At 67.8% G+C, this 25,615-nt stretch carries 20 protein-coding genes; 9 read left to right on the top strand and 11 right to left on the bottom strand.

Translation table 11 applies throughout. The features are described from left to right. Positions 1-146 precede the first annotated feature (146 nt). Genes QF046_RS10835 through QF046_RS10825 form a run of 3 tightly spaced genes read right to left on the bottom strand, consistent with a single transcriptional unit; the run spans position 147 to position 3,198 of the window. Positions 147-1,313: a Gfo/Idh/MocA family protein gene (locus QF046_RS10835; RefSeq protein ID WP_307369601.1), complete on the bottom strand. Its 1,167-nt coding sequence runs from the start codon at positions 1,311-1,313 to the stop codon at positions 147-149. Then, positions 1,310-2,353 carry a Gfo/Idh/MocA family protein gene (locus QF046_RS10830; RefSeq protein WP_307369600.1) on the bottom strand — a complete coding sequence of 348 codons (1,044 nt, stop codon included), beginning with the start codon at positions 2,351-2,353 and terminating at the stop codon, positions 1,310-1,312. The genes QF046_RS10835 and QF046_RS10830 overlap by 4 nt, the downstream gene beginning before the upstream one ends. Continuing rightward, positions 2,350-3,198 (bottom strand): sugar phosphate isomerase/epimerase, encoded by an 849-nt coding sequence (locus QF046_RS10825; protein WP_307369597.1) that lies wholly within the window; start codon positions 3,196-3,198, stop codon positions 2,350-2,352. The genes QF046_RS10830 and QF046_RS10825 overlap by 4 nt, the downstream gene beginning before the upstream one ends. Positions 3,199-3,436: 238 nt before the next feature. Here QF046_RS10825 and QF046_RS10820 point away from each other — a divergent pair, with 238 nt between their 5' ends. Genes QF046_RS10820 through gndA form a run of 4 tightly spaced genes read left to right on the top strand, consistent with a single transcriptional unit; the run spans position 3,437 to position 9,442 of the window. Beyond that, positions 3,437-5,176: a glycoside hydrolase family 3 protein gene (locus QF046_RS10820; protein ID WP_307369593.1), complete on the top strand. Its 1,740-nt coding sequence runs from the start codon at positions 3,437-3,439 to the stop codon at positions 5,174-5,176. Positions 5,177-5,214: 38 nt separating this feature from the next. Then, positions 5,215-6,627: a glucuronate isomerase gene (uxaC, locus tag QF046_RS10815; protein WP_307369591.1), complete on the top strand. Its 1,413-nt coding sequence runs from the start codon at positions 5,215-5,217 to the stop codon at positions 6,625-6,627. Next, on the top strand, positions 6,624-7,991 hold the full coding sequence (locus QF046_RS10810) for a mannitol dehydrogenase family protein (RefSeq protein ID WP_307369589.1): 1,368 nt from the start codon (positions 6,624-6,626) through the stop codon (positions 7,989-7,991). Before uxaC ends, QF046_RS10810 begins: the two co-directional genes overlap by 4 nt. Continuing rightward, complete coding sequence (gene gndA / locus QF046_RS10805) at positions 7,988-9,442, top strand: NADP-dependent phosphogluconate dehydrogenase (RefSeq protein ID WP_307369587.1); 1,455 nt, start codon at positions 7,988-7,990, stop codon at positions 9,440-9,442. Before QF046_RS10810 ends, gndA begins: the two co-directional genes overlap by 4 nt. Positions 9,443-9,470: 28 nt before the next feature. Here gndA and QF046_RS10800 read toward each other — a convergent pair whose 3' ends face one another. Both QF046_RS10800 and QF046_RS10795 read right to left on the bottom strand, forming a co-directional pair. Continuing rightward, positions 9,471-10,187, bottom strand: a complete 717-nt coding sequence (locus QF046_RS10800) for an SGNH/GDSL hydrolase family protein (RefSeq protein WP_307369586.1) — start codon at positions 10,185-10,187, stop codon at positions 9,471-9,473. Then, positions 10,177-11,346 (bottom strand): ROK family transcriptional regulator, encoded by a 1,170-nt coding sequence (locus tag QF046_RS10795; protein ID WP_307369585.1) that lies wholly within the window; start codon positions 11,344-11,346, stop codon positions 10,177-10,179. The genes QF046_RS10800 and QF046_RS10795 overlap by 11 nt, the downstream gene beginning before the upstream one ends. Positions 11,347-11,570: 224 nt before the next feature. On the opposite strand from QF046_RS10795, the gene QF046_RS10790 reads away from it, so the two are divergent. From QF046_RS10790 to QF046_RS10775, 4 genes are read left to right on the top strand one after another with little or no spacing between them, the layout of a single operon-like run. Continuing rightward, on the top strand, positions 11,571-12,605 hold the full coding sequence (locus QF046_RS10790) for an NAD(P)-dependent oxidoreductase (RefSeq protein WP_307369584.1): 1,035 nt from the start codon (positions 11,571-11,573) through the stop codon (positions 12,603-12,605). Then, a complete protein-coding gene (locus tag QF046_RS10785; RefSeq protein ID WP_307369583.1) occupies positions 12,605-13,672 on the top strand; it encodes a dihydrodipicolinate synthase family protein in 1,068 nt (355 codons plus the stop codon). Before QF046_RS10790 ends, QF046_RS10785 begins: the two co-directional genes overlap by 1 nt. Next, positions 13,669-14,667, top strand: a complete 999-nt coding sequence (locus QF046_RS10780; protein ID WP_307369582.1) for a hydroxyacid dehydrogenase — start codon at positions 13,669-13,671, stop codon at positions 14,665-14,667. The genes QF046_RS10785 and QF046_RS10780 overlap by 4 nt, the downstream gene beginning before the upstream one ends. Next, complete coding sequence (locus QF046_RS10775; protein WP_307369580.1) at positions 14,664-15,611, top strand: Gfo/Idh/MocA family oxidoreductase; 948 nt, start codon at positions 14,664-14,666, stop codon at positions 15,609-15,611. Before QF046_RS10780 ends, QF046_RS10775 begins: the two co-directional genes overlap by 4 nt. 84 nt (positions 15,612-15,695) lie before the next feature. Here QF046_RS10775 and QF046_RS10770 read toward each other — a convergent pair whose 3' ends face one another. Genes QF046_RS10770 through QF046_RS10745 form a run of 6 tightly spaced genes read right to left on the bottom strand, consistent with a single transcriptional unit; the run spans position 15,696 to position 22,499 of the window. Continuing rightward, the gene (locus tag QF046_RS10770) at positions 15,696-16,673 is read right to left on the bottom strand and encodes a carbon-nitrogen hydrolase family protein (protein ID WP_307369578.1); all 978 of its coding nucleotides are present in this window, start codon (positions 16,671-16,673) and stop codon (positions 15,696-15,698) included. A 16-nt stretch (positions 16,674-16,689) separates the two neighbouring features. Beyond that, positions 16,690-17,556, bottom strand: coding sequence for a carbohydrate ABC transporter permease (locus QF046_RS10765; protein WP_307369576.1), 867 nt, complete (start codon positions 17,554-17,556; stop codon positions 16,690-16,692). Next, complete coding sequence (locus QF046_RS10760; protein WP_307369575.1) at positions 17,556-18,512, bottom strand: carbohydrate ABC transporter permease; 957 nt, start codon at positions 18,510-18,512, stop codon at positions 17,556-17,558. The genes QF046_RS10765 and QF046_RS10760 overlap by 1 nt, the downstream gene beginning before the upstream one ends. A 29-nt stretch (positions 18,513-18,541) precedes the next feature. Continuing rightward, the gene (locus QF046_RS10755) at positions 18,542-19,813 is read right to left on the bottom strand and encodes an ABC transporter substrate-binding protein (RefSeq protein ID WP_307369573.1); all 1,272 of its coding nucleotides are present in this window, start codon (positions 19,811-19,813) and stop codon (positions 18,542-18,544) included. Positions 19,814-19,860: 47 nt separating this feature from the next. Then, complete coding sequence (locus QF046_RS10750) at positions 19,861-21,477, bottom strand: FAD-dependent oxidoreductase (protein WP_307369571.1); 1,617 nt, start codon at positions 21,475-21,477, stop codon at positions 19,861-19,863. Further along, complete coding sequence (locus QF046_RS10745) at positions 21,474-22,499, bottom strand: LacI family DNA-binding transcriptional regulator (protein ID WP_307369570.1); 1,026 nt, start codon at positions 22,497-22,499, stop codon at positions 21,474-21,476. Before QF046_RS10745 ends, QF046_RS10750 begins: the two co-directional genes overlap by 4 nt. Positions 22,500-22,782: 283 nt before the next feature. Between QF046_RS10745 and QF046_RS10740 the strand changes: the two genes are divergently transcribed. Continuing rightward, positions 22,783-25,611, top strand: coding sequence for a discoidin domain-containing protein (locus QF046_RS10740; RefSeq protein WP_307369568.1), 2,829 nt, complete (start codon positions 22,783-22,785; stop codon positions 25,609-25,611). Positions 25,612-25,615: the final 4 nt, after the last annotated feature.

Here is a 25,615-nt window from a genome sequence, read left to right as displayed (position 1 = left end):
TCACATTAGGGCAGGGAATCAGGTTTGGCAACCGATTGTCAAAAGTTGTGACGTCCGCGTTATCCGAGCCGGAAAGCACGAGAGCCCTGCCCCCGGACTCCAGGTCGCGGGCAGGGCTCTCGTGCGGGTGCGTGCGGGTGCTGAGGTCAGCTGCGCTCGGCGAACTTCCCCTCGCTGCGGATGCGCTGGTTCAGCTCGGCCAGGTAGCGCTCCTCATCGAAGTCGACCATGTCGACCTCCTCGCCGGTCCACGCCGACAGGTGCATGGCGTTCGCCAGGCGCACGCCGTTGATGCCGTCGGGGCCGGGCGCGATCAGCTCGGTGCCGTCGAGCACGTTGGCGGCGAAATTCTGCAGCACGGTCGCGTGCTGCAGACCCCAGACCGACTCGTACTCCTTGGTCTCGGTCTCGTAGTACTCACCCGGGTCCATCTGGCCCATGAAGAGCTTCATCACGTCTTCCATGCCGAGGCTCTTGGACAGCTCCTGCTCGGATGTCTTCAGACGCGTGATCGTGACGGTCTTGGAGTCGTCGACGACGATCTTGCCCTTGTCGAAGAGGATCTCCAGACGGTCCGTGCCGACCAGATCGTGCGTGGCGGTCATGAAGTGGCCGGTGGCGCCGTCGCCGAAGTCGACGAGCGCGTTGACCTCGTCCTCCACCGCGATGTCGCGACGGAAGCCGAAGGAGAGCTTGGCGAAGCACGACTTCGGAATGCCGCACATCCACTGCCATAGGTCGAGCTGGTGGGGTGCCTGGTTGACGAGCACGCCGCCGCCCTCGCCGCCCCACGTGGCGCGCCAGCCGGACTGGTCGTAATAGCCCTGCGGACGCCACCAGTTGGTGATGATCCACGAGGTGTGGCGCAGCGCGCCCAGCTCGCCGGAATCGATCAGGTTCTTCAGGTCGACGTACAGCGGGTTGGTGCGCTGGTTGAAGAAGACGCCGAAGGTGAGCTCGGGCTTGGATGCGGCGAGGTCGATGACCTCGCGGGCCTGCTTGGTGTACACACCGACCGGCTTCTCCAGCAGGGTGTGCACGCCGCGCTGAAGGGCGGCGATGCCCATCTCGGGATGCAGGTAGTGCGGCACGCAGGTGACGATGGCATCCACGTCGCCGGACTCGATCATGGCGAGGTAGTCCTCGTAGAACGGCACGTTCAGCTCATCGGCGCGCGCCTTCTTGGCGGCGTCGATGTCGCTGATGGCGCCGATGCTCATGTTCGGCACCTTGCCGTCGGCGATGAGGCCGGCGTACATGCCGCCCTCCGCACCGAGTCCGATGATGCCCAGGCGGACCTTGTTCTCAGTCATGCGATGACCACTCCGTTCTCTGTGGGTGCGGGGTTCTCTGTGAGCTGCGAGGACTGCTCGGGGTAGGAGCCCCGGTAGACCTCGTGGATGATGTCGACGAGACGCGCGCCGTCGCCCGGAGTGATCCAGAACGGCTCCGCGTCGTCGCGTCGCAGGTAGAAGTCGGTGATGAGGCGCTCGTGCGAGACGCCCCAGTACGAGCGCTCGCCGGTCGCGAGGCGCTCCTCGGCGACCGTCTCGACGCGACCGTCCGCATAGGTGACGGTCAGGTCACCGCGCAGGCTGAGCCGCGCCTTCTCGGTGACGATGTCCACCGTGATCGGCTCGTTTGCAGCGTGCGCGAGGGTGGCGTAGAACACCGAGTGCGCGCCGTTCTCGTGCGTCAGTGTCAGCTCGGCAGTGTCCTCGACGGCGATCGGCAGCGCGCGTGTGGATGCGGTGCCGGCGACCGCGGTCACCGGTCCGACCAGCCAGCGCAGCAGGTCGAGGGTGTGGATGGCCTGGTTCATCAGCAGCCCGCCACCACCGCCGGCCCAGGTCCCGCGCCACGGCGAGGCCTGGTAGTACTCCGGCGTGCGGTGCCAGATCACGGTGCCGGCGGCTCCGGTGATCGCGCCGAGCTCGCCGGAATCCAGCATCTCCTTCGCGGCGCGCACCGGGGTGTTGTATCGGTTCTGGAAGCACACCGCGATCTTCGCGGAGCTGCGGGCCGCGGCATCCTCCACCGCGGCCGCCTGCTGCGGGTCGCGGGCGACGGGCTTCTCGACGATCACGTCGACCCCCGCGTCCAGTGCGTCGACGACGGCCACGGCGTGCTCGGAGTGCGGCGTGCAGATGTGCACGACGTCCGGCTTCGCCGCGGCGAGCAGCGAGCGGTGGTCGGTGAACGCGGCGACGCCGAGGCGGGCGGCCGCGGTCTGCGCGCGCTCCGCGTCGATGTCGCAGACCGCGACCAGCTCGGCATCCGCCAGTCCGGCGATCGCGTCGAGGTGAAGCGCCGAGATGTCTCCGAGGCCGATCACGGCCGCGCGGACGGTCATCGGGTGCCCACGCCGGCCTGGTCGAGCAGCCCGGCGAAGGCGCGCGCGGCTTGGCCGAACGCCTCGGGACCGGAGAAGCCGCCGAGTGCGTGCGCCTCGTCGAGGTGCGGTTCGAGTGATGCGTACCCGGCATAGCCGTCGGCAGCGAGAGCCTGGATGGTCTTGAGCACCTGGCCATCCCCCTGACCGGCCGGCACGACCGTGCCGGTGGCGGCGACGGCATCCTTCACCTGCAGGTAGTCGAGGTGCGGGCGCAGCATCGCGAAGCCGTCGTCGTGCGGGTGGGCGACGCCGACCTGCACGAAATTGGCGCTGTCCCAGGCCAGGCGCAGGGCGGACGACCCGACGGACTCGACCAGGTCGAGGACGCGCTCGGGAGTGTCGCCGTAGATGTCCTTCTCGTTCTCGTGCAGCAGCGTGACCTTCTCGCGCTCGGCCTCATCGGCCAGCGCGCGCATGCGCACCATCACGGCGTCGCGCGTGCTCTCCACCGAGACGCCCTCGCCGCGGAAGAACGAGAAGATCCGGATGTTCGGGGTCTCGAGCGCGTGCGCGACGCGGATGATGCGGCGCAGGCGCTCGACCTCCAGCTCCGGCTCGAGGGAGACGTCGACCTTGCCGATGGGGGATGCCACGGCGGAGGCCTGCATCCCGGCATCCTTCAGCAACCGGGTGAGCTCGGCGAGCTGCTCGTCGGAGAGGTCGACGACGTTCACTCCCCAGGCGCTGCGCACCTCGATGTGGCGCGCGCCGAGCGCCTTGAGGACGGCGACCTGCACGAGCGGATCGGGATCGATCTCGTCGCCGAATCCGGAGAGGGTCCAGGTGATGTTCGAGTCAGCCATTGACTACCGCCTTCGGTGCTTCGTGTGCTCGGTTCCTGCGCATGCAGGTGCACGGCCATCCTAAAGAGAGATCCCCGAATGCGCAACCGCTTGCCAAAATACCTCGATCGATCGTTCGTCGTCTGCGCCGGGATGCCCATTCTCCCGAAGCAGTAAGTGGCAACCGGTTGACACTTTTGGATTCCACGGCCACAATGGCAGACAGAACTCCGCACCGAATGAACTCGAGGACAACGTCATGGTCGATCTGTCTCAGGCACCGTTCCATCTCGATCGCGACGCGATCGACTGGGTCGAGACGACGATCTCATCGATGACCCCCGACGAGAAGATCGGTCAGCTGTTCATCAACCTGAATGTGTCGTTCGCCGAGGGCTACCTCGACGACGTCGTCGGCCGGTACGGCGTCGGCGGCATCCGGTTCATGGGATCCGACTCGGCCACCGTGCAGCAGCACATCCGCTACGCGCAGTCGATCGCGAAGATCCCGCTGCTGGTGGCATCCAATCCTGAGATGGGCGGCGCCGGCAGCATCGACGACGGCACGCTCGTCACCAGCCACCTCGGCGCCGGGTCCAGCCCCGACCCCGACGACGCCTACCGGCTCGGCCTGGTGGGCGGCCGCGAGACCGCGGCGATCGGATGCAACTGGGCATTCGCCCCGATCGTCGACATCCACCGCAACTGGCGCAACACCGTGATCGGCACGCGCTCGTTCGGCGACAACGCCGACATCGTCATCGAGCGCGCCAGGCGCTACTTCGACGGGCTCAGCGAGTCGGGCTCGGCCGCCGCCATGAAGCACTTCCCCGGCGACGGCGTCGACGAGCGCGACCAGCACGTCGTCACGACGTACAACACGCTCGGCTACGACGAGTGGAACGAGAGCTACGGCCGGGTGTACCGCGAGATGATCGGGCACGGCGTGCAGTCGATCATGATCGGTCATATCGGCGCTCCCGAACTGTCGCGTCGCTTCCGGCCCGAGATGACGGATGCCGAGATCCTGCCCGCGACCCTGGCGCCGGAACTGCTGCAGGATCTGCTCCGCGGCGAGCTGGGCTTCAACGGACTCATCCTCACCGACGCCTCGATGATGGTCGGCATGACGCAGGCGATGAAGCGACGCGACGCGGTGCCCGCCGCGATCGCCGCCGGCTGCGACATGTTCCTGTTCTTCCGCGACCCCGCCGAGGACCTCGAGTACCTGCGCACGGGCATCGAGAACGGCGTCGTCACCGAACAGCGCCTGCACGAGGCGCTCACCCGCATCCTGGGACTGAAGGCGTCGCTGGGACTGCACATCACACCGAAGGACCAGCTCGTCCCGCCGGTGCAGGCGCTCGCCGTCATCGGCGACGACGAGCACCTCGCGATCGCGGCGGGAGTCGCCGACCGCAGCGTGACGCTCGTGAAGGACACCCAGCAGAACCTGCCGCTGAGCCCGAAGACCCACCCCCGCATCCGCCTGTACGGCGTGACGGGGCAGTCGGACTTCACCGGCACCGACCCGAACGCCTACCTCGACGTCGCCCGCGACGAGCTCGAGCGCGCCGGCTTCGAGGTGCACGTCTTCAAGAACGCCCTGCAGCGCCGGGCCGACGGCGAGGAGAACGTGTACTTCCACACCGTGATGGCCGAGGAGGCCAACGGCGCGTACGCCGAGAGGTATGACGCGGCGATTGTCTTCGCGAACGTCGCGGGCTTCGCGCAGGAGGCGACGGTCCGCATCCGCTGGTCGACGCCGATGGCATCCGAGATCCCCTGGTACGTCACCGAGGTTCCCACGATCTTCGTCTCGCTGAACCAGCCGAACCACCTCGTCGACGTGCCGATGGTGAAGACGCTCATCCACTCCCACGCGCCCTCGCGCGAAGCCATCCACGCCACGGTCGAGAAGATCACCGGAGCATCCGAGTTCACCGGGACGTTCAACGACAACGTCTGGTGCGGAGACATCTGGGGGACCCGACTGTGACGACGACTCTGAACATCCCAGCCAGCAAGGAAGCAGCCATGGAACTCCACTCCGACCCCGACCGTCTCCTCCCGGTCGACCCGCGCACGCGCGACATCGCCCGCGGACTCTACGAGAGCGTCGCCGACCTGCCGATCATCTCGCCCCATGGCCACGTCGACCCGCGGATGCTGCTCGATGACGAGGCGTTCCCGAACCCGACCGACCTGCTGCTGCGTTACGACCACTACGTGACGCGTCTGCTGCACGCCGCCGGCATCCCGCTGAACGAGCTGAGCGTCCCCGACCTCACGGGCTCCGCGCCGACCGCCGACCCGCGCTCGGCCTGGCGCCGCTTCTCGGAGAACTGGCACCTGTTCGCGGGCACCGCCTCCGGCTACTGGCTGCAGCACGAGTTCACCGAGCTGTTCGGGATCACCGAGCACCCCTCGGCGGAGAACGCCAACGCGATCTACGACCAGATCTCCGCCGTGCTCGCGCGGCCCTCGTTCCGCCCCCGCGCGCTGTTCGACGAGTTCGGCATCGAGTTCCTCGCGACCACCGACGACCCGATGGACGAGCTCGACGCGCACCGCGCGCTCGCCGCCGACCCGACATTCCGCGGCCGCGTCGCCCCGACGTTCCGCCCGGACGCGTACACGAATCCCGCCAACCCGGGCTTCGTCGCCAACGTGCAGCGACTGGCCGAGTGGAGCGGCAAGCCGGTCGACGACTACGCCGGCTACATCACCGCGCTCGAGGCGCGCCGTGCGCACTTCGTCGCCAACGGCGCGGTCTCCTCCGACCACGGCGTTCTGCAGCCGCTCACGGTCGACCTGGACGCCAGCGAGGCCGCCGGGCTCTACTCCCGCGCCGTGCGCGGTGAGTTGACGGATGCCGAGAGCACGGTCTTCCAGGCGCACATGCTGCTGGAGTCGGCCCGGATGGCGGTGCAGGACGGCCTCGTCATGACCGTGCACCCTGGCGTGTTCCGCAACCACAGCGCTCCGACGTTCGACGCGTTCGGGCCCGACACGGGACACGACATCCCGGTCGCCACGACGTACGTCGACGCGCTGCGCCCGCTGCTGCAGCGCTACGGCAACATCCCCGACTTCCACCTGGTGCTGTTCAGCGTCGACGAGACCTCGTACTCGCGGGAGATCGCCCCGCTGGCCGGATTCTACCAGAGCCTGTACATCGGCGCACCGTGGTGGTTCCTGGATGCACCGGATGCCGTGCTGCGCTTCCGCGCCGCCGTCACCGAGACCGCCGGCTTCTACCGCAGCTCGGGATTCATCGACGACACACGAGCGTTCCTCTCCATCCCCGCACGCCACGACATGTCCCGCCGTCTCGACTCGGCGTTCCTGGCCCGACTCGTGGCCGAGGGACGCATCGACGAGCCGATGGCCCGCAAGATCGTCCACGACCTCGTCGACGCCCAGCCCCGGAAGGTCTTCAAGCTGTGAGCACTGCCATCGCCTCCCTCAGTCGCCGGGGCGTCCTCGGCGACACCCCGATCGTCGCGCCTCGGATCGTCCACCTGGGCCTGGGTGCGTTCCACCGCGCGCATCAGGCCTGGTACACCGCGCATGCCGCGGATGCCGCGGAGTGGACCATCGCCGCGTTCACCGGTCGCAGCCCGCAGGCGGCCGAGGAGCTGCGCGGTCAGGACGGGCTGTACACGCTCATCGAGCGCACGGCGGCGGGCGACCGCGCCGAGATCATGTCCGTGATCGTCGAGGCGGATGCCGCCGACGACGTCGCTCGGCTCAAGGAGCTGCTCGCGGAGCCTGCGACCGCACTGGTCACGCTGACCATCACCGAGCCCGCGTACCGGCTGAACGTCGACGGCACTCCCGACCTGACCGACCCTGCCGTCTCGGCCGACATCGAGGCGCTGCGTGCGGGGGGCGACCCCGGCACCGCTCTGGGTCGGCTTCTGGCCGGCCTCGACGCGCGGCGGCTCGCCGAGGCCGGCCCCATCGCGGTCGTGCCGTGCGACAACATCCCGGGCAACGGCCCGCTGGTCCGCGCCGGTCTCAGCGGCCTCGCGGACGCGGTGAATCCCGGGCTGGCGGACTGGATCCGCGCCGAGGTGTCATTCGTGTCGACCTCGGTCGACCGGATCACGCCGCGCACCACCGACGCCGACCGTGCCTCGGCCGAGGCGCTGACCGGCATGCGCGACGTCTCCCCGGTGGTCACCGAGCCGTTCTCGGACTGGGTGCTCAGCGGCGACTTCCCCAACGGGCGGCCGCAGTGGGAGACCGCGGGCGCGCGCTTCGTCGACGACATCGAGGCGTACGAGCAGCGCAAGCTGTGGCTGCTCAACGGCGCGCACAGTCTGCTGGCGTACGCGGGCACCCTGCGCGGCCACGCGACCGTCGCCGAGGCGATGGCCGATGAGGTCTGCCGCGGCTGGGTGCGCGACTTCTGGGATGAGGCCGTGCGTCACCTGCCGGCATCGCTCGCCCTGGACGACTACCGCAGCAAGCTCGAAGAGCGCTTCGACAACGGGCGCATCGCGCATCACCTCGCGCAGATCGCGATGGAGGGTGCGAGCAAGCTCGCCGTGCGGATCGCCCCGGTGCTGCGTGCGGAGCGGGCTGCGGGCCGCGATGGCGCCGCATCGCTCCGCGTCATCGCCGCGTGGGTGCAGCTGCTGCGTTCGGGGGCCGGAGTTCAGGATGCCAAGCAGGCCGCGATCGACCAGGCGCTGCGGGCGGACGACCAGGAGCGGGCGCTGCTCGCCCTGCTGGACCCCGAGATCGCCACCGATGAGATCGTCGCTGCGCTGCGCGACGCCTCGTCCCTGACGGAGGAATCATGACTGCATCAGCTGCATCTGCCAATATCGGAGTCGTCGGACTCGCCGTGATGGGATCGAACCTGGCCCGCAATCTTGCGTCGCGTGAGGGCAACACGGTGGCGGTGCTGAACCGCAGCCGCGCCAAGACGGATGAGCTGGTCTCAGCGCATCCGGAGGCGGGATTCGTTGCGGCGTTCTCGTACGAGGAGTTCGCCGCGAGTCTGCAGCAGCCGCGCACGGCGATCATCATGGTCAAGGCCGGTGGGCCCACGGATGCGGTGATCGATGAGCTGGTGCGGGTCTTCGAGCCGGGCGACATCATCGTCGATGGGGGCAACGCGTACTTCCCCGACACGATCCGCCGTGAGAAGGCGGTCCGTGAGACGGGCATCAACTTCGTCGGTGCGGGGATCTCCGGTGGCGAGGAGGGCGCCCTGCTCGGGCCGTCCATCATGCCGGGCGGGTCGGATGAGTCGTGGGTGACGCTCGGCCCGATCCTCCGCTCGATCGCCGCGGTCGCGGAGGGTGAGCCGTGTGTGACGCACATCGGCCACGACGGGGCCGGGCATTTCGTGAAGATGGTGCACAACGGCATCGAGTACGCCGACATGCAGCTCATCGCCGAGGCGTACGACCTGATCCGCCGCGGCACCGGCAAGACCCCGGCGCAGATCGCGGACATCTTCGCCGAGTGGAACCGTGGCGAGCTGGAGTCGTACCTGATCGAGATCACCGCCGAGGTGCTGCGTCAGGTGGACGCGGCGACCGGGCTGCCGCTGGTGGATGTCATCGTGGACCAGGCAGGTGCCAAGGGCACCGGCGCGTGGACCGTGCAGACCGCGCTGTCTTTGGGTGTTCCGGTGTCCGGGATCGCGGAGGCGACCTTCGCCCGTTCGCTGTCCTCGCACCCCGAGCAGCGCGCCGCAGCCGGGTTCCTGCCCGGACCCGAGGACGCGTTCGAAGTCGAGGACGAGGACGCGTTCATCGAGGACGTGCGCCTGGCCCTGTACGCGTCGAAGATCGTCGCCTACAGCCAGGGGTTCGATGAGATCCGTGCGGGAGCTGGCGAGTACGACTGGCAGATCGACCTCGGCGCCGTGTCGAAGATCTGGCGCGGCGGGTGCATCATCCGCGCCCAGTTCCTCAACCGCATCGCCGACGCCTACGCCGAGGCTCCCGAGCTGCCCGTGCTGCTGACCGCACCGTACTTCGCCGAGGCCCTCACCCGCGCCCAGGGCGCCTGGCGGCGCGTGGTCATCGCCGCCGCCGAAGCCGGCATCCCCGCCCCCGCGTTCAGCTCCTCGCTGTCGTACTACGACGGCATCCGCGCCGACCGCCTGCCCGCCGCTCTCGTCCAGGGCCAGCGCGACTTCTTCGGCGCGCACACCTACAAGCGCACCGACAAGCCCGGCACCTTCCACACCCTCTGGTCCGGCGACCGCACCGAGATCGAAGCCGAAGACACCCACTGAGGCGTGGCCGTCCAGCCGCAGGTGCCGATCAGAGCGACATCGGCACCTGCGCCCGCAACTGAGCCAGCACCCGTGACTGCGCGCCGGAGCCCAGGCCGAGAGACTCTGCGATCCCCAGTGCGAGCACCGCGTGGCCGGCGGCGCCCGGATGGAAGGGGTCGTTCATCAGGCTCCAGGGCACGTCGTTCACCCGGCCGCGGCCGATGTCCGCGAAGCGTGTGAACTGGTCGACGAGGATGGTGTCCTGTGCGGCGGCGACGTCGCGGACCGCCTGGGCGAAGTCTGCGATGCGGGCGCGCTCGGGAGCGTTGCGCACATCGACCGGTGGCTGCGTCTGCAGCACCGGGATGGCGTCGAGGTCGCGCACCCGCGTGACGAACTCGGTGACGGATGCCGCGAAATCAGCCGGTTCGATCACCGGGAATACGCCACCCGTGGAGCAGTCGTTCGTGCCGATCATGAGGGTGACCACGTCGGGTCGCCAGGTCGCCACGCGGCGCTCGAAGTCCTCCAATAGCTGCACGATCCGCCATCCGCTGATGGCGGTGTTGACCACGACATCCCGCACGCGGGCCATATCGCCACGGATCAGCTCATGCAGGTGGTCGGCGTAGTTGCGCGCGCCCTGGGTGTGCACGAGCCCGTGGGTGATCGAGTCGCCGGTCAGCACCCAGTTCAGCGGGGTGCCGCTGTCGAGAAGGGTGCGCAGGCGGGTCAGGTCGGCGATCGGCTGATCAGAGTCCATGCTGATCCTCTCGGGAAGGGACTGTGGCGGTGGTGTCGAGGATGGTGATCTGAGGCGTGGGCATTCCGTCGAGCCCGTAGATGTGGCTCGAGTGCTCCTGAAAGGCGTGGACGAGCGCACCGTGCGCTGCAGCGGCCGCACCCAGCCGTGCCGCGACGAGTGGAATCCGGAAGGGGAGGTCGATGTGCTGCTGCAGCGCGCTGCGCAGCGGACCGAGCAGGTCTTCGTGAGCCTCCGAGAGCCCACCGCCGATCACGATCATCGCCGGGTCGACGGTCATCGCCAGAGTGGCGATCCCCTGGGAGAGCTGGTCGATGAAGGCGTCGAGCTCGGCGCGTGCCGCGTCGTCGCCGGCTCCGGCCCGTTCGAAGACCTCCGCAGCGGTGGGGGCAGTGCGCCAGACGATCTGTCCGGTCTCGCCGACGATGCTGCGGAACGCGAGTCGCCCGATGTCGCCGGCTGCGTTATGGATGCCGCGTCTCGGCTCTCCGTCGAGAATCAGGCCCATCGCGATGCGATTTCCGACCGAGATGTAGAGGAGATCATCCACGAACTGGGCCACGCCGAGATGGTGTTCGGCCACGGCGGCGAGGCGCACGCCATTATCGACCGACACCGGGCATCCGAGAGTCTGAGTGAGCTGCGCGCCGACATCGACACCGGACCACTCGGGGATCACCACCGACGCCGTGACGCGCCCGCCGTCATCGACGATGCCCGGCAGCGACACTCCGGCCGCCAGGATGCTGGAGGCCAGACGCGGCGCGGCTGCCAGAGTCTCGTGCACACGATCGAATACGGCTGCCAGCTTCGCCGCACCGTCCTCATGGTCCTGAACACCCGGGAACTCGCGCTGCACGGCGACGCGCCCGTCCAGATCGGCGAGCAGCACGCGCACGCTGCCGATGCCGATGTCGATTCCGACGGCGGAGCCTGCGGAGGCATGGAACGCATAGCTCCTAGCCGGCCGTCCGGCCCCCTTCGCAGCGAAGTCCGGCCCGGCGACGACGATCCCGGATGCCTCGAGTGCAATCAGTGCCTTCTCGACCGAGGTCCGAGACACGTCGAGTGAGCGGGCGAGATCGGTGACGGTGGAAGGCCCGGCGCCACGCAGCTGTGCGAGCGCGCGCGCGGCGATCGACGGGTGTCCGGGTGCCATGGGCGCTCCTCCCGCGTCTGTGCTGGTCTCCCGCGTCCGTGCTGGTCGCTTCCGCTCTCGGACGGCACGAGATAGCTTACTCAACTCCGGTAATTCTCCTACGCCCGAAGGCTTATCCGATTTGGATGAATGTGGAGTGTTGACTATTTATCCAACTCAGGTGTCATAATGGGTGCAGCTCCGCGCGCCGCTGATGACGCCGGACGCGAGAGAGGAAGTCAGCTGTGACTGCGAGCCCCTTCGTGTCGGAGGCAGAACTGGAAGACGCGCTCACCACGCCGAGCGCCGGATTGATCGAGGATCTCTCGACAGGATCCGGCGACCTCGTCATCCTCGGTGCGGGCGGCAAGATGGGGCCGACCCTTGCGGTGCTGGCGCGGCGCGCGCTGGATGCTGCCGGGCGTCAGTCCGATGTGGTGCACGCGGTCTCGCGCTTCGGTGACGAGGCGATCCGCGCGCGACTCGAGAACGCCGGAGTGCGGGTGATCCCCTTCGATCTGATCACGAACGACGACTTCTCGACGCTCCCCGATGCCGAGAACGTGATCTTCATGGTCGGCGCGAAGTTCGGCGCCGAGACGAATGCCTCCTGGGCGTGGGAGGTGAATGCGGCCCTCCCCGATCGGGTGGCCCGCCGCTATCGGGACAGCGCGATCTCGGTGCTGTCGACGGGCAACGTCTACCCCTTCGTGCCGGCCTCCTCGGGCGGGGCATCGGAGGAGACGCACCCCGCACCGATCGGAGAATACGCGCAGTCCTGCCTCGGCAGAGAGCGCGTCTTCGAGTTCGGGGCACGCGAGCGCGGGACGAAAGTCGCGATCATCCGGCTGAACTACGCGGTGGACCTGCGCTACGGGGTGCTCGCCGACATCAGCAGCGCGGTGCACGCAGGCGAGCCGGTCTCGGTCGCGACCGCCAACGTGAACGTGATCTGGCAGGGGTACGCCAACGAGGTCGTCCTCCGCAGCCTCGTCCACGCCTCCTCGGACATGTTCACGATCAACCTCACCGGCCCCGAGCTGCTCAGCGTCGAGTCCATCGCGCGCCGCTTCGGCACGCTGCTCGGCCGGGATGTCGAGCTCGTCGACACGCCGCAGCCGACCGCGCTGCTCAGCGACGCGCGACGGTGCATGGCGCTCTTCGGGTACCCGTCCGTCTCGGCGGAGAACCTCATCCAGTTGCAGGCTGCATGGATCGCGGCTGGACTGCCCATGACGAGCAAGCCGACCAAGTGGGCCGTGCGGGACGGGAAGTTCTGATGTGGGGCGACGTGCCCGTGCTGCGCCCGGAGGCGGCGCAGGCTCTTGCTCGCGGAGTGGTGATTCCGGCGCATCCGCTCGCACTGACGGCAGCGCGCAGGCTTGACGAGCGTCGCCAGCGCGCACTGACTCGCTACTATCTGGACGCGGGGGCCGGAGGCATCGCGATCGGTGTTCACACGACGCAGTTCGAGATCCGCGATCCTCAGCACGGACTCTTCGAACCCGTGCTGGCGCTCGCCGCCGAGGAGATGGACGCCCGGGCGGATGAGCACATCGTGCGCGTCGCCGGAGTCGCCGGTGGCACAGCCCAGGCGGTCGCCGAGGCGGAGCTTGCCCGTGACCTCGGCTACGACACCGTGCTGGTCAGTCCGCGCGTGCCAGGGGCCGATGATCGCGCCCTGCTCGACCGCGCACGCGCGGTCGGCGAGGTTCTCCCCGTGATCGGCTTCTATCTGCAGGCCGCCATCGGCGGGCCGGTGCTCGATCGCGAGTTCTGGCGCGAGTTCGCGTCCATCCCCGCGGTCGTCGCAGTCAAGGCGGCCCCTTTCGATCGGTACCGCACCCTCGAGCTGGTGCGGGGTGTCGCCGAGTCCGGTCGTGCCGACCGGATCGCGCTCTACACCGGCAACGACGACGCGATCGTCGCCGACCTTCTCTCAGAGTTCCATGTGGACTCGCCCGACGGTCCCCGCACGCTGCGCTTTGTGGGCGGCCTGCTCGGGCAGTGGGCCGTCGGCACCCGTTCAGCGGTCGCGCTTCTCGCCGATGCACACCGCGCCGCCGCCGGAGATCTCGCCGCCTATCAACGGCTGGGGCGAGTCGCCGCCGACATGGTCGATGTCAACCAGGCCGTGTTCGACCCGCGCAATGACTTCCACGGCGTGATCGCGGGTGTGCACGAGGTACTGCGTCAGCAGGGTCTGCTGGAGGGCACGTGGTGTCTCGACCCGCGCGAATCGCTGTCGCCCGGTCAGGCCGACGAGATCGAGCGCGTCCGGCTCGCGCACCCCGAGCTGCACGACGACGCCTTCATCGCCGAGAACTTGGAGACGTGGCTGCGATGACTGCCCCGAGCCTCGTGGCGGTCGTGCCCGAGCAGCTCTTCGCGGAGTTCTTCTCGGCCGACCATGAGGCTCGGCTGGAGCGGGCCGCAGCGCGGCTGGGCGGTGCTCTCCTGCGGGTCGACCGGTTGCACGACGCGGCCGTGCTCGGCGAGGTGCGCGTCGTCATCACCAGCTGGGGCATTCCGCCGTTCGACGCAGCGACCCTGGCGCAGCTGCCGCACCTCGAGCTGGTGGCGCACACCGGCGCGTCGGTGAAGGCGTTCGTGACCGACGAGCTGTTCGACCGGGGTGTGAGCGTCACCCAAGCAGGAGCGGGGATGGCGCGTCCGGTCGGCGAGGTGTCGCTCGCTTTCACGCTCGCGCTGCTGCACCGCATCCCGGCGATGCACAACGCGCTGCGCGGCGGCGGCTGGTACGAAGCGACCATCGGCGGGCAGCGCGAGATCCTGGATGCGCCGATTGCCGTCATCGGCGCATCACGCACCGGCCGCGCCTACCTCGAGCTCATCCGCGCACTCGGGGCTCGGCCACTGCTGGTCGATCCCACCGTCTCGGCTGACGATGCCGCAGCCCTCGGAGCGGAGCTCGTCGGGTTGGACGAGGCCCTGCAGCGCGCGCTGATCGTAGCGCTGCACGCCCCGACCCTTCCCGGGACCCGGCACATGATCGGCGCGCGCGAGCTGGCGCTGATGCCCGATGGCGCGGGGATGGTCAACACGGCGCGGTCCTGGCTGATCGATGAGGCGGCCCTGCTCGCCGAACTGCGCAGCGGCCGGCTCTGCGCCGCGATCGACGTCTTCGATGAGGAGCCGCTGGGACACGACAGCCCGTTCCGAACACTGCCGAACGTGCTGGTGACCCCGCATCGCGCGGCCGGCACCCATGAGGGACGGCTTCGCCAGGGCGGCGTTGTGGTCGGCGAGCTCGAGCGGCTGCTCGCCGGGGAACCGCTGCAGCACGCGATCACCCGCGAGCAGTTGGCGTCGATGGCATGACCGTGAAACCGCTGCGCGTCGCCTTCGCGGGTCTCGCGCACTCCCATCCGAGCACCGATGCCGCGAACGCGCTCGAGCACGGAGCGGAAGTCGTGGCGGTGCACGATGCGGATGCTGCGGCCGCCGCCGACTTCGCCGCGCGGTTCGGCGGCGCAGCGACCGATTCGATCGAGGAGCTCCTCGAATCGCGACCCGACGTCGTGATCGCCACTCCGCGGCCGCACGAGACCGTGCCGCTGCTGCGAGCGCTCGCGGATGCCGCGGTACCGGTTTTCTTCAACAAGGTGGTGGCCGCCACGGGTGCGCAGCTGCACGCCTGGGAGGAGGCGCTCGCGGGCGCCTCCGCGTCGGTCGGGACGGCATCGGTGCTGCGCTTCGCGCCCGGCCTGGAACAGCTCGCCGTCGGACTTGCCGGGACGCAGATCATCGGACTGCGCGTGCACGCGCAACATGCCAATGCGGGCTTCCAGGTGCCCGGCCGTTCGTGGCAGGATGACCCGGCCGCGGGCGGAGGGACCCTGGTGACCGTGGGTGTGCACGCCTGGGAGATGATCGACCGCATCCTGCCCGGCGCGACCTTCCAGCCGGTCTCGGGGTGGACGAGCCGCCTCGACGGCTCCACGACCCGATCGGAGGACGCCGCCGGCGTCGAAGGCCTTTTGACGGCACCGGACGGCCGGACCATCCCCGTTCAGGTGCTCGTGAGCGGAGTGCCCGGTCCCGACCGGTACGCGATCGAGGCTGTGACCGCCTCCGGCGTGCACAGCCTCGAACTCGACGTCGGCGACGCGATCGACGCGCTCGGCTTCGCCGGGCTCATGCGTGCGCTGCTCAGGGACGCACCGCACGGGCGTGTGCCGGCGCACTGGCGGGAGGCGCGGACGGTCGTGGTGAACAGCATCCGCGCCGCAGAATCGGCGCGCGGTGCAGGCGATCAGGTCTGATGTGCACCGAGCCGAGCATCGTGTATCCCGGCAGAGCCTGGCTGAACAGCGATGCTTCATCGGTGAATGTCGGAGGCGACGCGATCAGTCTGCTGAGGGATCCTCGCTCAGCGCTCTCTCGCGCTCCTCGAGGCTTCGGCCGAAGTAGTCGTCGACATCGACGAGCCCGAACTCGGTCATGACATCCGCGACGCTCAGATCGTCGCTCTCGGCGGTGAGCAGCACCACGCCGACCCGTCCGGGATCGTGGATGCTCACCTTCGGGCCGTACTTGCGCTTGACGTCGGCGAAGCGCTTGCCGTTCTCGTCGATGTGCAGCACGGCGCAATCGAGATTGATCCGGGTGGTGACCTCCGAGTAGTAGTTCGTGGTGGACGCCACCACCTCTCCCACGGGCGAGATGATCGGGGAGCGGTTGTCCGACCACACCGAGCTCACGAGGTGGGCACGGCACGCGTACGCCCAGTACTGCTGCATGAAGCCGCCGTGATACGCGGAGGAGAACAGGATCAGCTCGGGCCTCTGCGGAGCCAGCTCCCGCAGCCCCTGTTCGAAGTTCAGATCGAAGCAGATCACCGGGGCGATACGACCGATATCGGTCTCGATGACCTGCATCCGCTCGCCGTGGGACACCCCACGGACTCCGTGCTCGGGGATCGTGAGGTAGTTCTTGTCGTAGACGCCGACGACTTCGCCGTCGACGCCGATCAGCTGGGTGGAGTTGCGCAGCAGGCCCTGCTCATCGGTCCGGTAGCCGGAGTACGCGATCCGAGCCCGGTTCGCCACCGCGATCTCCGAAAGCGCGTCGCGCAGCTGATCGCCCTTGTACGCGGTGAATTCGGCGACCTGCTCGATCGGGAAGTGCCGCAGCGGGTACCAGTGGGCCAGCGGCCGGTCGCCGTGCTCGGGCAGCACGATGAGGTCGGGCCGATCGGGCAGCACCGTCGCGATCCGGGCGGTCCAGTGATCGATGAGGGCGTCGAGCAGCGCGCCGTGGCTGATCGAGGGATCGGCCACGAACGGGTAGGACGTGACGCTGCTGACGGTCACATGGCGTGCCATGATGCTCTCCTGCCGGTCATTTGATGCCGCTCATCGTCACGCCGCGCACGAAGTAGCGCTGCAGGAAGATGAAGATGATGAAGATCGGGACGAACGTGATGACGGCTCCCGCCATCGTCACGGCGAGCGAGGTCTGCTCCTCGTTGAGCGAAGAGAGTCCGACCGTCAGCGTGTACATCGACGACTTCGTGTTCGCCACCAGCGGCCAGAGGAAGTCGTTCCAATGCCAGAGGAAGACGAACACGCCGAGCGTCGCCAGGATGGGCTTCGTCTGCGGCAGGATGATCTGCCAGAAGATCCGCATCTCGCCGGCACCGTCGATGCGGGCCGCGTCGATCAGCTCCTGCGGGATCCCGGCGATGAACTGGCGCATCAGGAACAGCGCCTGCACGTTCGCGATCGTCGGCAGGATCAGCCCCCAGTGGGTGTTGAGTCCGCCCATCTCGGAGACCATGATGAACTGCGGGATCAACGTCAGGTGATACGGCACCATCAGCATCGCGATCATCAGCATGAACACTGCGCTGCGACCGGGGAAGCTCAGTTTGGCGAACGCGTAGGCGGCCATCGACGAGAGCACCAGCACCAGGACGACCGACACCACGGAGTAGATGGTCGTGTTGACGATCCATCCCACCATCTCGCCACGGGAGAGGAGCCGGGCGAACTCGCTGAAGTCCCATTTCTGAGGCCAGAGCGAACCGGGCAGCGAGATGGCCTTCCCTGGCTGCACGGAGATCACCAGCATGACGAAGAACGGGAAGAGGGTCACCAGCGCGGCGATGATCAGCGGTGCGTGGGCGGAGACGTCGCTCCACCTGAAACGGCGCTTCCGTGCGGACGGGACAGTGAGAGCCTGTGTCCGGGTCATCGTGGGGGTCATCAGTCTTCATCCTTCAGGTACAGGCGCTGCACGGCCGCGATGACCATCGTGATCACGAGCAGGACCACTCCGGCTGCGCTCGCGTAGCCGAAGTTGAAATAGCCGAAGCCCTGGTCGTAGATCATGTAGACCAGCGAGTAGCTCGCCGTCACCGGTCCGCCTCCGGTCATCACGTATATCAGGTCGAACACCTGGAAAGACGCCACGATCTCGAGGATCACCACGAAGAACAGGGGGCGGCGCAGCCCGGGGAGCGTGATGTGTCGGAACTTCTGCCATGCGTTGGCGCCGTCGAGTCCGGCAGCCTCGTAGTAGTCCTGCGGGATGTCCAGCATCCCTGCCATGAGGATCAGCATGTCGTAGCCGAATCGGGACCACATGGCCACGATCGCGAGTGCGGGAAGAACCGCGAAGCCGCTGGCGAGCCAGGGGACGGCCGGGACTCCGAACAGTCCGAGGAACCAGTTCAGCGGACCCTGCGAGGAGTAGATCCACTGCCAGATGACGGCGGTGGTCACCAGGCTCGTGATGACCGGGAGGAAGAAGGCCGATCGGTAGACCTTGATGCCGCGGATCGATCGCGATGCGAGGTTGGCCATCAGCAGTGACACGACGACCACGAGCGGGACGGCGATCAGGGAATAGATGATCGTGACCCGCAGCGCGTTCCAGAACAGCTCGTCGGCGAACAGCCTGGCGAAGTTCTCGCCGCCGACGTAGGTGATGTCACCGGTCAGCGAGTAATCCGCCAGGCTGAGGCCGATGCCGCCGAGTGCGGGCACGATGCGGAAAGCCAGGAAGAGCAGCAGGTACGGCAGCAGGAACATCAACGCGATCGCCGATGCCTTGCGCGCCGCGCGCCGCCGCTGCTGTCCCCGCCGTGCGGGTATGGGGGCCAGCAGCGGCCCCGGAGCGGGCGTGCGTGCCCGGGATCCGAGTGCTTTCTCGATGGTCATGACATGTCCTTTCGTGCCCGCACTGCGGGTCAGTTCCCCGACCGCGCGAGGATCCCGTCGATCTGCTCCGCGGCGGCGTCCATCGCCTTCTGCGCGTCTTGCTGGCCCAGGAGCACGGACTGGATGGCGGGCTTGAGGACGTTCATGATCTCCGTGCCGCCCGGTGCCTTCGGATCGACGATGCCGCGGTCGAGATACTGCACGAGCTCCGCGTTGACGGAGCCCTCGGGGTACAGGTCGCTCACGGACAGGCGCGGGGAGAGCTGGTTGCGCTCCGGCAGGAAGTCCTTGAGGAACTCAGGGCTGGTGATGAAGCGGATCCACTCCTTGGCGGCCGCATTGTCCGCCGCCGCCTCGAACAGCGCGTAGCCGCCGACATTGCCGTAGCTCAGCGACTCCTCGTTCGCGATCGGCGCTCCGACGACGAGCTGATCCTCGGTCAGGCCGAAGGTGACCAGCGAAGCCACGGAACGGGCGAACAGCATGGCGACCTTCCCCTGGGCGATCGGGCTCGTCTCGACGGGCAGATCGGTGGTGAGGGCGTCACGGGGCGTGTAGTCGTTGTCGACCAGCCACGAGACGAAGTCGAGTGCTTCCACGGCCTCCGGGCTGTTCACGGCGACCTCGCCGTCCTCGTCCAGGACCCGACCGCCCGATGCCCACAGCAGCGGATAGAAGCTGCCGTTGAGCGTCATCGACGGCGCCGCGTCGTACTGCGTGACGTAATAGCCCTTCTCTTTCAGAAGCGGAGCGTACTCGCGCACCTCTTCGAAGGTGGTCGGATAGTCCTCCTCCGCCACACCGATGGCATCCCAGACGTCGCTGACATAGATCGTCGTGGACATGCCCACCAGCGTCGGCACCGCGTAGAGCGCCCCGTCGACGCTCATGGTCTCGAGGGCATTGGGCAGGAAGTCATCCTTGTCGTCGGCGACGACGTCGGAGACGTCGGCGAAAATACCCTTGCTGCCGTAGGAGTACACGTCGGCAGGCAGCACGTAGGTGACGTCGGGCGTCGTCTTGCCGGCGATGCCGGTCTGCAGGCGCTCGGCACGGCCGTCCCAGGGGACGATCTCGACGGTCACGTCCACGTCCGGGTGGAGCTTGGTGAAGTCCGCGATCTTGGCATCCCAGAACTCGCGCTCGACGTCACCCGCGATCGGCGGGTACCACATCGTCACCTCGCCCGAGAGCCCTTCGCCGCCCGCGCCGCCGTTCTTGGCGTCGGTTCCGCCCGCGCTGCAGGCGGTCAGACCCAGAAGCATCACCGCACCTGCGGCGACCAGTGTCTTCTTCTTCATGACTTCTACTCCTTCGTAGCCGTTGTTCTTGCTATGGGGGGGGGGATTCAGTAGCCGGTGATGCCGTCGGGCCAGCTGAGTTCTATCCCCTGCTGGACGAGGGCGTCCTGGAACCTTTCGAGACGGGCGGGATCGCTCTGCACCTGATGAGGGCCGACACGGTCCTCGATGCAGGTCGCGGCCAGCGCGCCGGCCGCCTCGCCGATGTTCCACTCGACGGGGTGCAGTCGGTAGCAGCCGTTCGTGATGTGAGTCGTGCCGATGTTCTTGTTCGCCGCGATGACGTTCTGCATCCGCCGGGGGATCAGCGCGCCCAGGGGGATCTGGAATGGACAGGAGGCGACGTCGATGTAGTTATCGCCTCCGGTGGAGGGATGCAGGTCGATGCGGTACATCCCGATTCCCACCGAATCGTGGAACCTCCGCGCGCCGGCGTCGCCGCGCACAGCCATCGACACGTCGTTCTCCGTGACGGTCGTCACAGCCCTGATGCGACGGGACTCGCGGATGTAGGGGGCCTGCGCCAGTCCGTCCGCTGTTCCCATCACGTCGGGTCGGAGACGCAGTCCGCGAAGTCCCTTGCCTCCGTCGGGCCGCGGGGCTTCGGTCTGCAGCCAGTAGAGCATCGACAGACTCAGCTGACGGGCGTCATGAAGCCGCGCGGCAACCACGTCGGCAGGCTGATCGATCACGGAGCCTTCGAAGTAGTCGATCGATGGCCAGTTGACGAGTGTGATGTCACTTTCGTAGTAGCCCGGCTCGAACAGCTTGCGCGCGGCGATGCGCCGATAGATCCACAGGTTCTGATCGCCGGGGTCCTTGCTCTGATCCGCCGTGATCGTGAGCGGATCCTCATCGGTGTTCGGAATGAACGTCCGCGGCGCCGCTTCGAGCGTGCGTGGGTGCGGAGAGACGAGTCCGAGAAGCGGCCCCCACCAGAAGTCCGGTTGGACGCTGCGCCACTTCTGGTACTGCTCCGGCTCCTCGATCGTGTGGTCTCCGTCGACGTGGTCGACGGCGAAGCAGAAGCTCAGTGCCTGCCAGTTGTCGGGCTGCGCCTCTTCCGGAGCGCTGGGCTCGCCGGTCTCATGACGCGACTCGAATCCGGTGACGTACTCGGTTCCGGTGAGAGGCAGGAGTTCGCCTGTCTCCGTCGCATCCAGGAAGTACTCGGCGGTGATGGTCACCTCGCTCTGATCGTCGAGCCGGCGCACGGTGACGCTGCGGGCGATGTCGTCGTCGATGTCCGCGGACACGGCTACGGCCGGCTGAAGGAGTCGGAGCCTCCCGGACGAGAGCCAGGGAGCGAGCATGCTCTCGATCACGGCGGCTCCGACCCGCGGTTCGGAGCACAGCTTCGACACGGTGCCTGCGCCGGGATTCAGCAGGGGCTGGCTGCGGGCGACATCCGTCAGCGGGAAATGATCGCGGTAGTAGTCGCGGATGCCGTCGCGCAGGCGCCGGTACATCCTGGTCCCGCCGATCTCCTCGATCCACGGATGCTCGTCCACCGGCACCCCCTGGGAGGTCAGCTGGCCGCCGAGCCAGGCGTACTCCTCGACGAGGACGACGTCCCTGCCGGCCTCCAGTGCGGACAGGGCGGCCGCGACACCACCCAGACCGCCGCCGACGATCAGGATGTCCGTGGTCAGATTCGTACTCACAGCGCTGTCACCGTTTCTCCCTCGACAAAAGTGCAGGGCAGGAGCCGCTGCAGTTCAAGATCCTGACGCTCCTCGATCTGCCCGCTCAGCAGGCGGAACGATTCGAGCCCCATCTGCTCGCGGGGGACTCGGAAGCCCGTCCAGCGCTGCTCATCGGCGAGCGCGGTGGTCGGCTGCCCGAGAATCGCGAGGGACAGGTCGCCGGGTACGCTCAACCCGCGTCCGACAGCCTCCGCGCGGATCTCCTCGGCGCGGTAGTCGGCGCCGAGGACCGCTGCGGTGGCGGAGTGATCGAGGAGGATGTCCACTGCTTCGTCCGCTGAGAATGCATCGCTGTTGAACAGCATGGGCCGCAGGCCGGCCGCAGTCATCGCGTCGCGATAGCCCCTCGCGCGGTCCCTCGCGGACTCACTGGGTCCGAGGTCGCCCAGGAACGCGATACGGCTGTGGCCGAGGGTGAGGAGACGTTCGATGACGTCGCGCGTGGCATTGCGATAGTCGGCGCCGATGAAGGGCACCACCTGCTTGCTCGAGTCGCGGCGTCCGATGAACACGAACGGGAACTTCTGCGCGAGCAGGGCCTCGATGTCGTACATGTCTCCCTGGCGGCCGAGCAGGATGCAGCCGTCGGTGATGGACACGCGGTTCCACCCCGTGTTGGAGAGGGTGCGCTGATGCGAGCTGCGCGACGGGGCGCTGGTGAACAGCAGGAGGTCGACCCCCGATTCCTCGGCGCCGGCCTCGATGCCCTCGAGGAACGGGGTGTAGTAGTCGGCACTCCCTGTGGGGAAGACCGATTCGTAGGTGAAGACGCCGATGATGCTGTTCCGGCCACGGGCGAGGGCCTGTGCGACCGGGTTCGCCGTGTAGCCCGTGCGCTGGATCGCGTCCAGAACACGGGACTTGGCTGCGTCTCCGACGCGCTGCTTGCTGTCAGCGGTGCCGTTGAGCACGTGGGACACGGTTGCCTGGCTCACTCCGGCCAGCCGCGCCACGTCCGCCTGCGTCACTCGCTGCGCCATGTTGTTCGCTCCAGGTAGTAATGCGCATAACTTGCGCTGTGTCAGCCACACTGCCCGGCTCGATGACGTTCCGTCAAGTCCCGAACTCAGGAGATCATTGAGCCCAATGCTTGATTTCCAGCAAAATCGCCCTGCATATCGCGGATACTCGCCGCTCTGTAACGGTTCGGTAACCGTCTCGACCATGCTCTCGTTAGGTTATTCGCATAAATGACTTCAGTAATGCCGTATAACTCCGTACGGTCGCCCTTATCCGATCCTCGACACGGGAGTTGAGATCCACATGAAGCGATGGAATTCGGCGGCGCTGGCCGTCATGGTGACGGCGGCGCTGTTCACGGTGCCCCTTCCTGCAGCCGGCGAAGATGCGGCGCCTGGATACGTGGTGGACGAGGTGGGTCCTCCGATCACCGCAGTCAACATCCGCACGGCCGCGATGGGGGCGCTGCCCGACGGCACCCCGGTCGTATACGCGCCTACTTACGGCGAGCCCGCGCGGCTCAGCGTCGTGAACGGCGAGACAGGTGAGCTGATCTCCGCACACGATCTCGGTGACAAGACGACCTCGACGTACACCGGACTCTCACCGGACGGCTCGGCGTACGCGGCGGGCCAGACACCGGGCGCGAACCTCTTCCGCTACGACCCCGCCGCGGATGCGGTGACCGACCTGGGCGCGCCGGTCGCGGGCGAGTCGAACATCTCGCGGCTCACCGCATTCGCGGACGACGGGACGCTCTATTCGGGGACCTATCCCAGCGGGCACGTCTTCAGCTACCACCCCGACCGCGGATTCCACGACTACGGGCCCATCGCCGAGGGGGAGCAGTACGCGCGCTCGACCGCGTTCGACGGCGACCGCACGCTGTACGTCGGCACGGGAACCAATGCGCGCCTGTTCTCGACGGACGTCACCACCGGTGAGAAGACCGAGATCCCGCTGCCGGCCGAGTATGCCGGCACCCAGACGTACATCAACGAGATGTATTACCGTGACGGCCTGCTCTTCGCTTTCGTGACGCCCGCTTTCGCGTACCTGGTCTACGACACGGTGACAGGCCAATGGCGTGAGTCGCTGATCGATGTCCCTGCGACGCCGATCAGCGACGTCGTGGACGGAAGCGTGCTGTTCATCGACCGCACCCCCAACGACCTGTACAGCTATGACCTGGCGAGCGGTGCGGTGACGCAGCTCACCGCGCTGAATCTGTTCTCGATCAACGCAGCCCGCGGTTTCGGCCTGCTCGAGCTGGCGGACCCGGAGTGGCCGGGCGTCACTGCGGCGGGCATGGGCCTGACGGGACGGATGTGGCACTACAACCTGCAGACCGAGCAGTTCCGCTGGGTCGATACCGGCGCCGTCGCCGGTGCACTGAAGATCGCCGCGCTCGGCATGGCGCCCGACGGCAAGATGTATGCCGCCGGCTACCTCACTCCCGACCGGATGGCGCGCATCGACATCGACACCCTGGCTTCAGAGGGACTGCCCGGAGTGTCGCAGTCGCAGTTCATCGGAACGATCGACGTCGAGGGCAGCGGCCCGAGCATGTTCATCGGCGGGTACTCGGATGCCGGAGTCTGGCGTTTCGATCACACCAGGGACTGGAGCTACCCGTCCAACCCGTCGCGCATCGTGGCACTCAGCGACTACGACCAGGAGCGCGTGCTCGACATGGAGGCCGCAGGCAGCCGGCTCGCCGTCACCTCGCTGAACCCCAAGGGCAGTCTCGGTGGGCATCTGACGGTCCTTGACCCGCTCACCGGCGCGATCGCCTACACCGATGAGCCCGTGCCGAACTATTCCGTGGCGTCGGTGCTCTACCAGCGGATCGACGGTCGCGAGGTGCTCATCGGTGGCACCTCGAGCAGCCAGCTCGGGGTGGAGCACCCGGATCCCGACGCGCGGCTGTTCGTCTTCGACCTCGAGACCCTGACCACCGAGTACGTCACGGTGCCACGGCCGGGCGCCACCGGCATCAGCCAGATCCTGCAGCTGCCCGACGGTCGCATCTGGGCCGTCACCAATGATTCAGCGATCCTCGATCTCGACGTCCGGCACGACGAGAGCGGATACGCGATCGACGCCACCGAGGCCGTCTCGATCTTCGGCGAGCCCCGTGGTTCGGGTGGCTGGGCGGGTGCGCGGCTGAACCTGCTGGACGAGGACACGCTCGTCGGAAACGCGGGCGGGTGGGTGTACACGGTCGACATCTCCTCCGGCGCGGTCGACCTGGTCGCAGAGGGGAGCGAGGCCATCCCGACCGGGGACGGCCGGTTCTTCTTCGTGCGCAACACCGTGGTGTTCCGCGGCACTCCCGATGGCTGGGTGCGCCCGGATCCCGTCGACCCCGGCCCCGACCCCGTCGAGCGGGTCAACGTCGCCCTGGCGGAGAACGGCGGCACGGCGACGGGCTCCAGCGCCTACGGCGCGTATGTGCCGGCGAAGGTGATCGATGGCGACGTGTCGGGTGTGGCGAGTCGGTGGATCACGACGGCCGATGACGTCGACCCATGGCTGGAGATCGCGTTCGCGGAGGAGTCCGTGGTCGACACGGTGACGATGCAGCAGTTCGGCGGTTACGAGCTGGGCGATTACGACATCTCGGCTGAGATCGCCGGGGCGTGGGTGACGGTCGCTGAGGTGCGCGGGAACACGATGGCGCGTCCGGTGCACCGGTTCGATGCCGTGGCGGCGACGGCGGTCCGGATCGACGGGTTCACCAGTCGGGACGGCCGGGTGCGGCTGTATGAGGTGGAGGTGACGTGCGAGGCGGATGCCGGTTGTGACGGCGGCGCTGCGACGGTGCCGCCTGCGACGACCCTGTCGTACGAGGGTGAGAACGAGGTGCGGGTGACGCTCACGGCGGAGGCGGGCAGTGCCGCGGTGGAGCGGGTCGAGTATCGGTTCGACGACGGCGATTGGGTCGCCTACGAGGCGCGGTTCGACGTCAAGCGATCGGATCGGCAGACGATGCAGTACCGCAGCGTCGGCGGTGACGGCGCTGTCGAGGAGACTCGCTGCGTGACGTTCTCTCCTGGCGGCGGCGAAGTCGACATCACCACCACGGCCCCACTTGCCACCTGCGAGGGGGGAGACAGCGATGACGAATGAGAGG

It is taken from the genome of Microbacterium sp. W4I4, from assembly GCF_030816235.1.
GTDB lineage: Bacteria > Actinomycetota > Actinomycetes > Actinomycetales > Microbacteriaceae > Microbacterium.
Note: the sequence above shows the minus strand (reverse complement) of the source record. Positions and strands in the feature narration are given on the sequence as shown.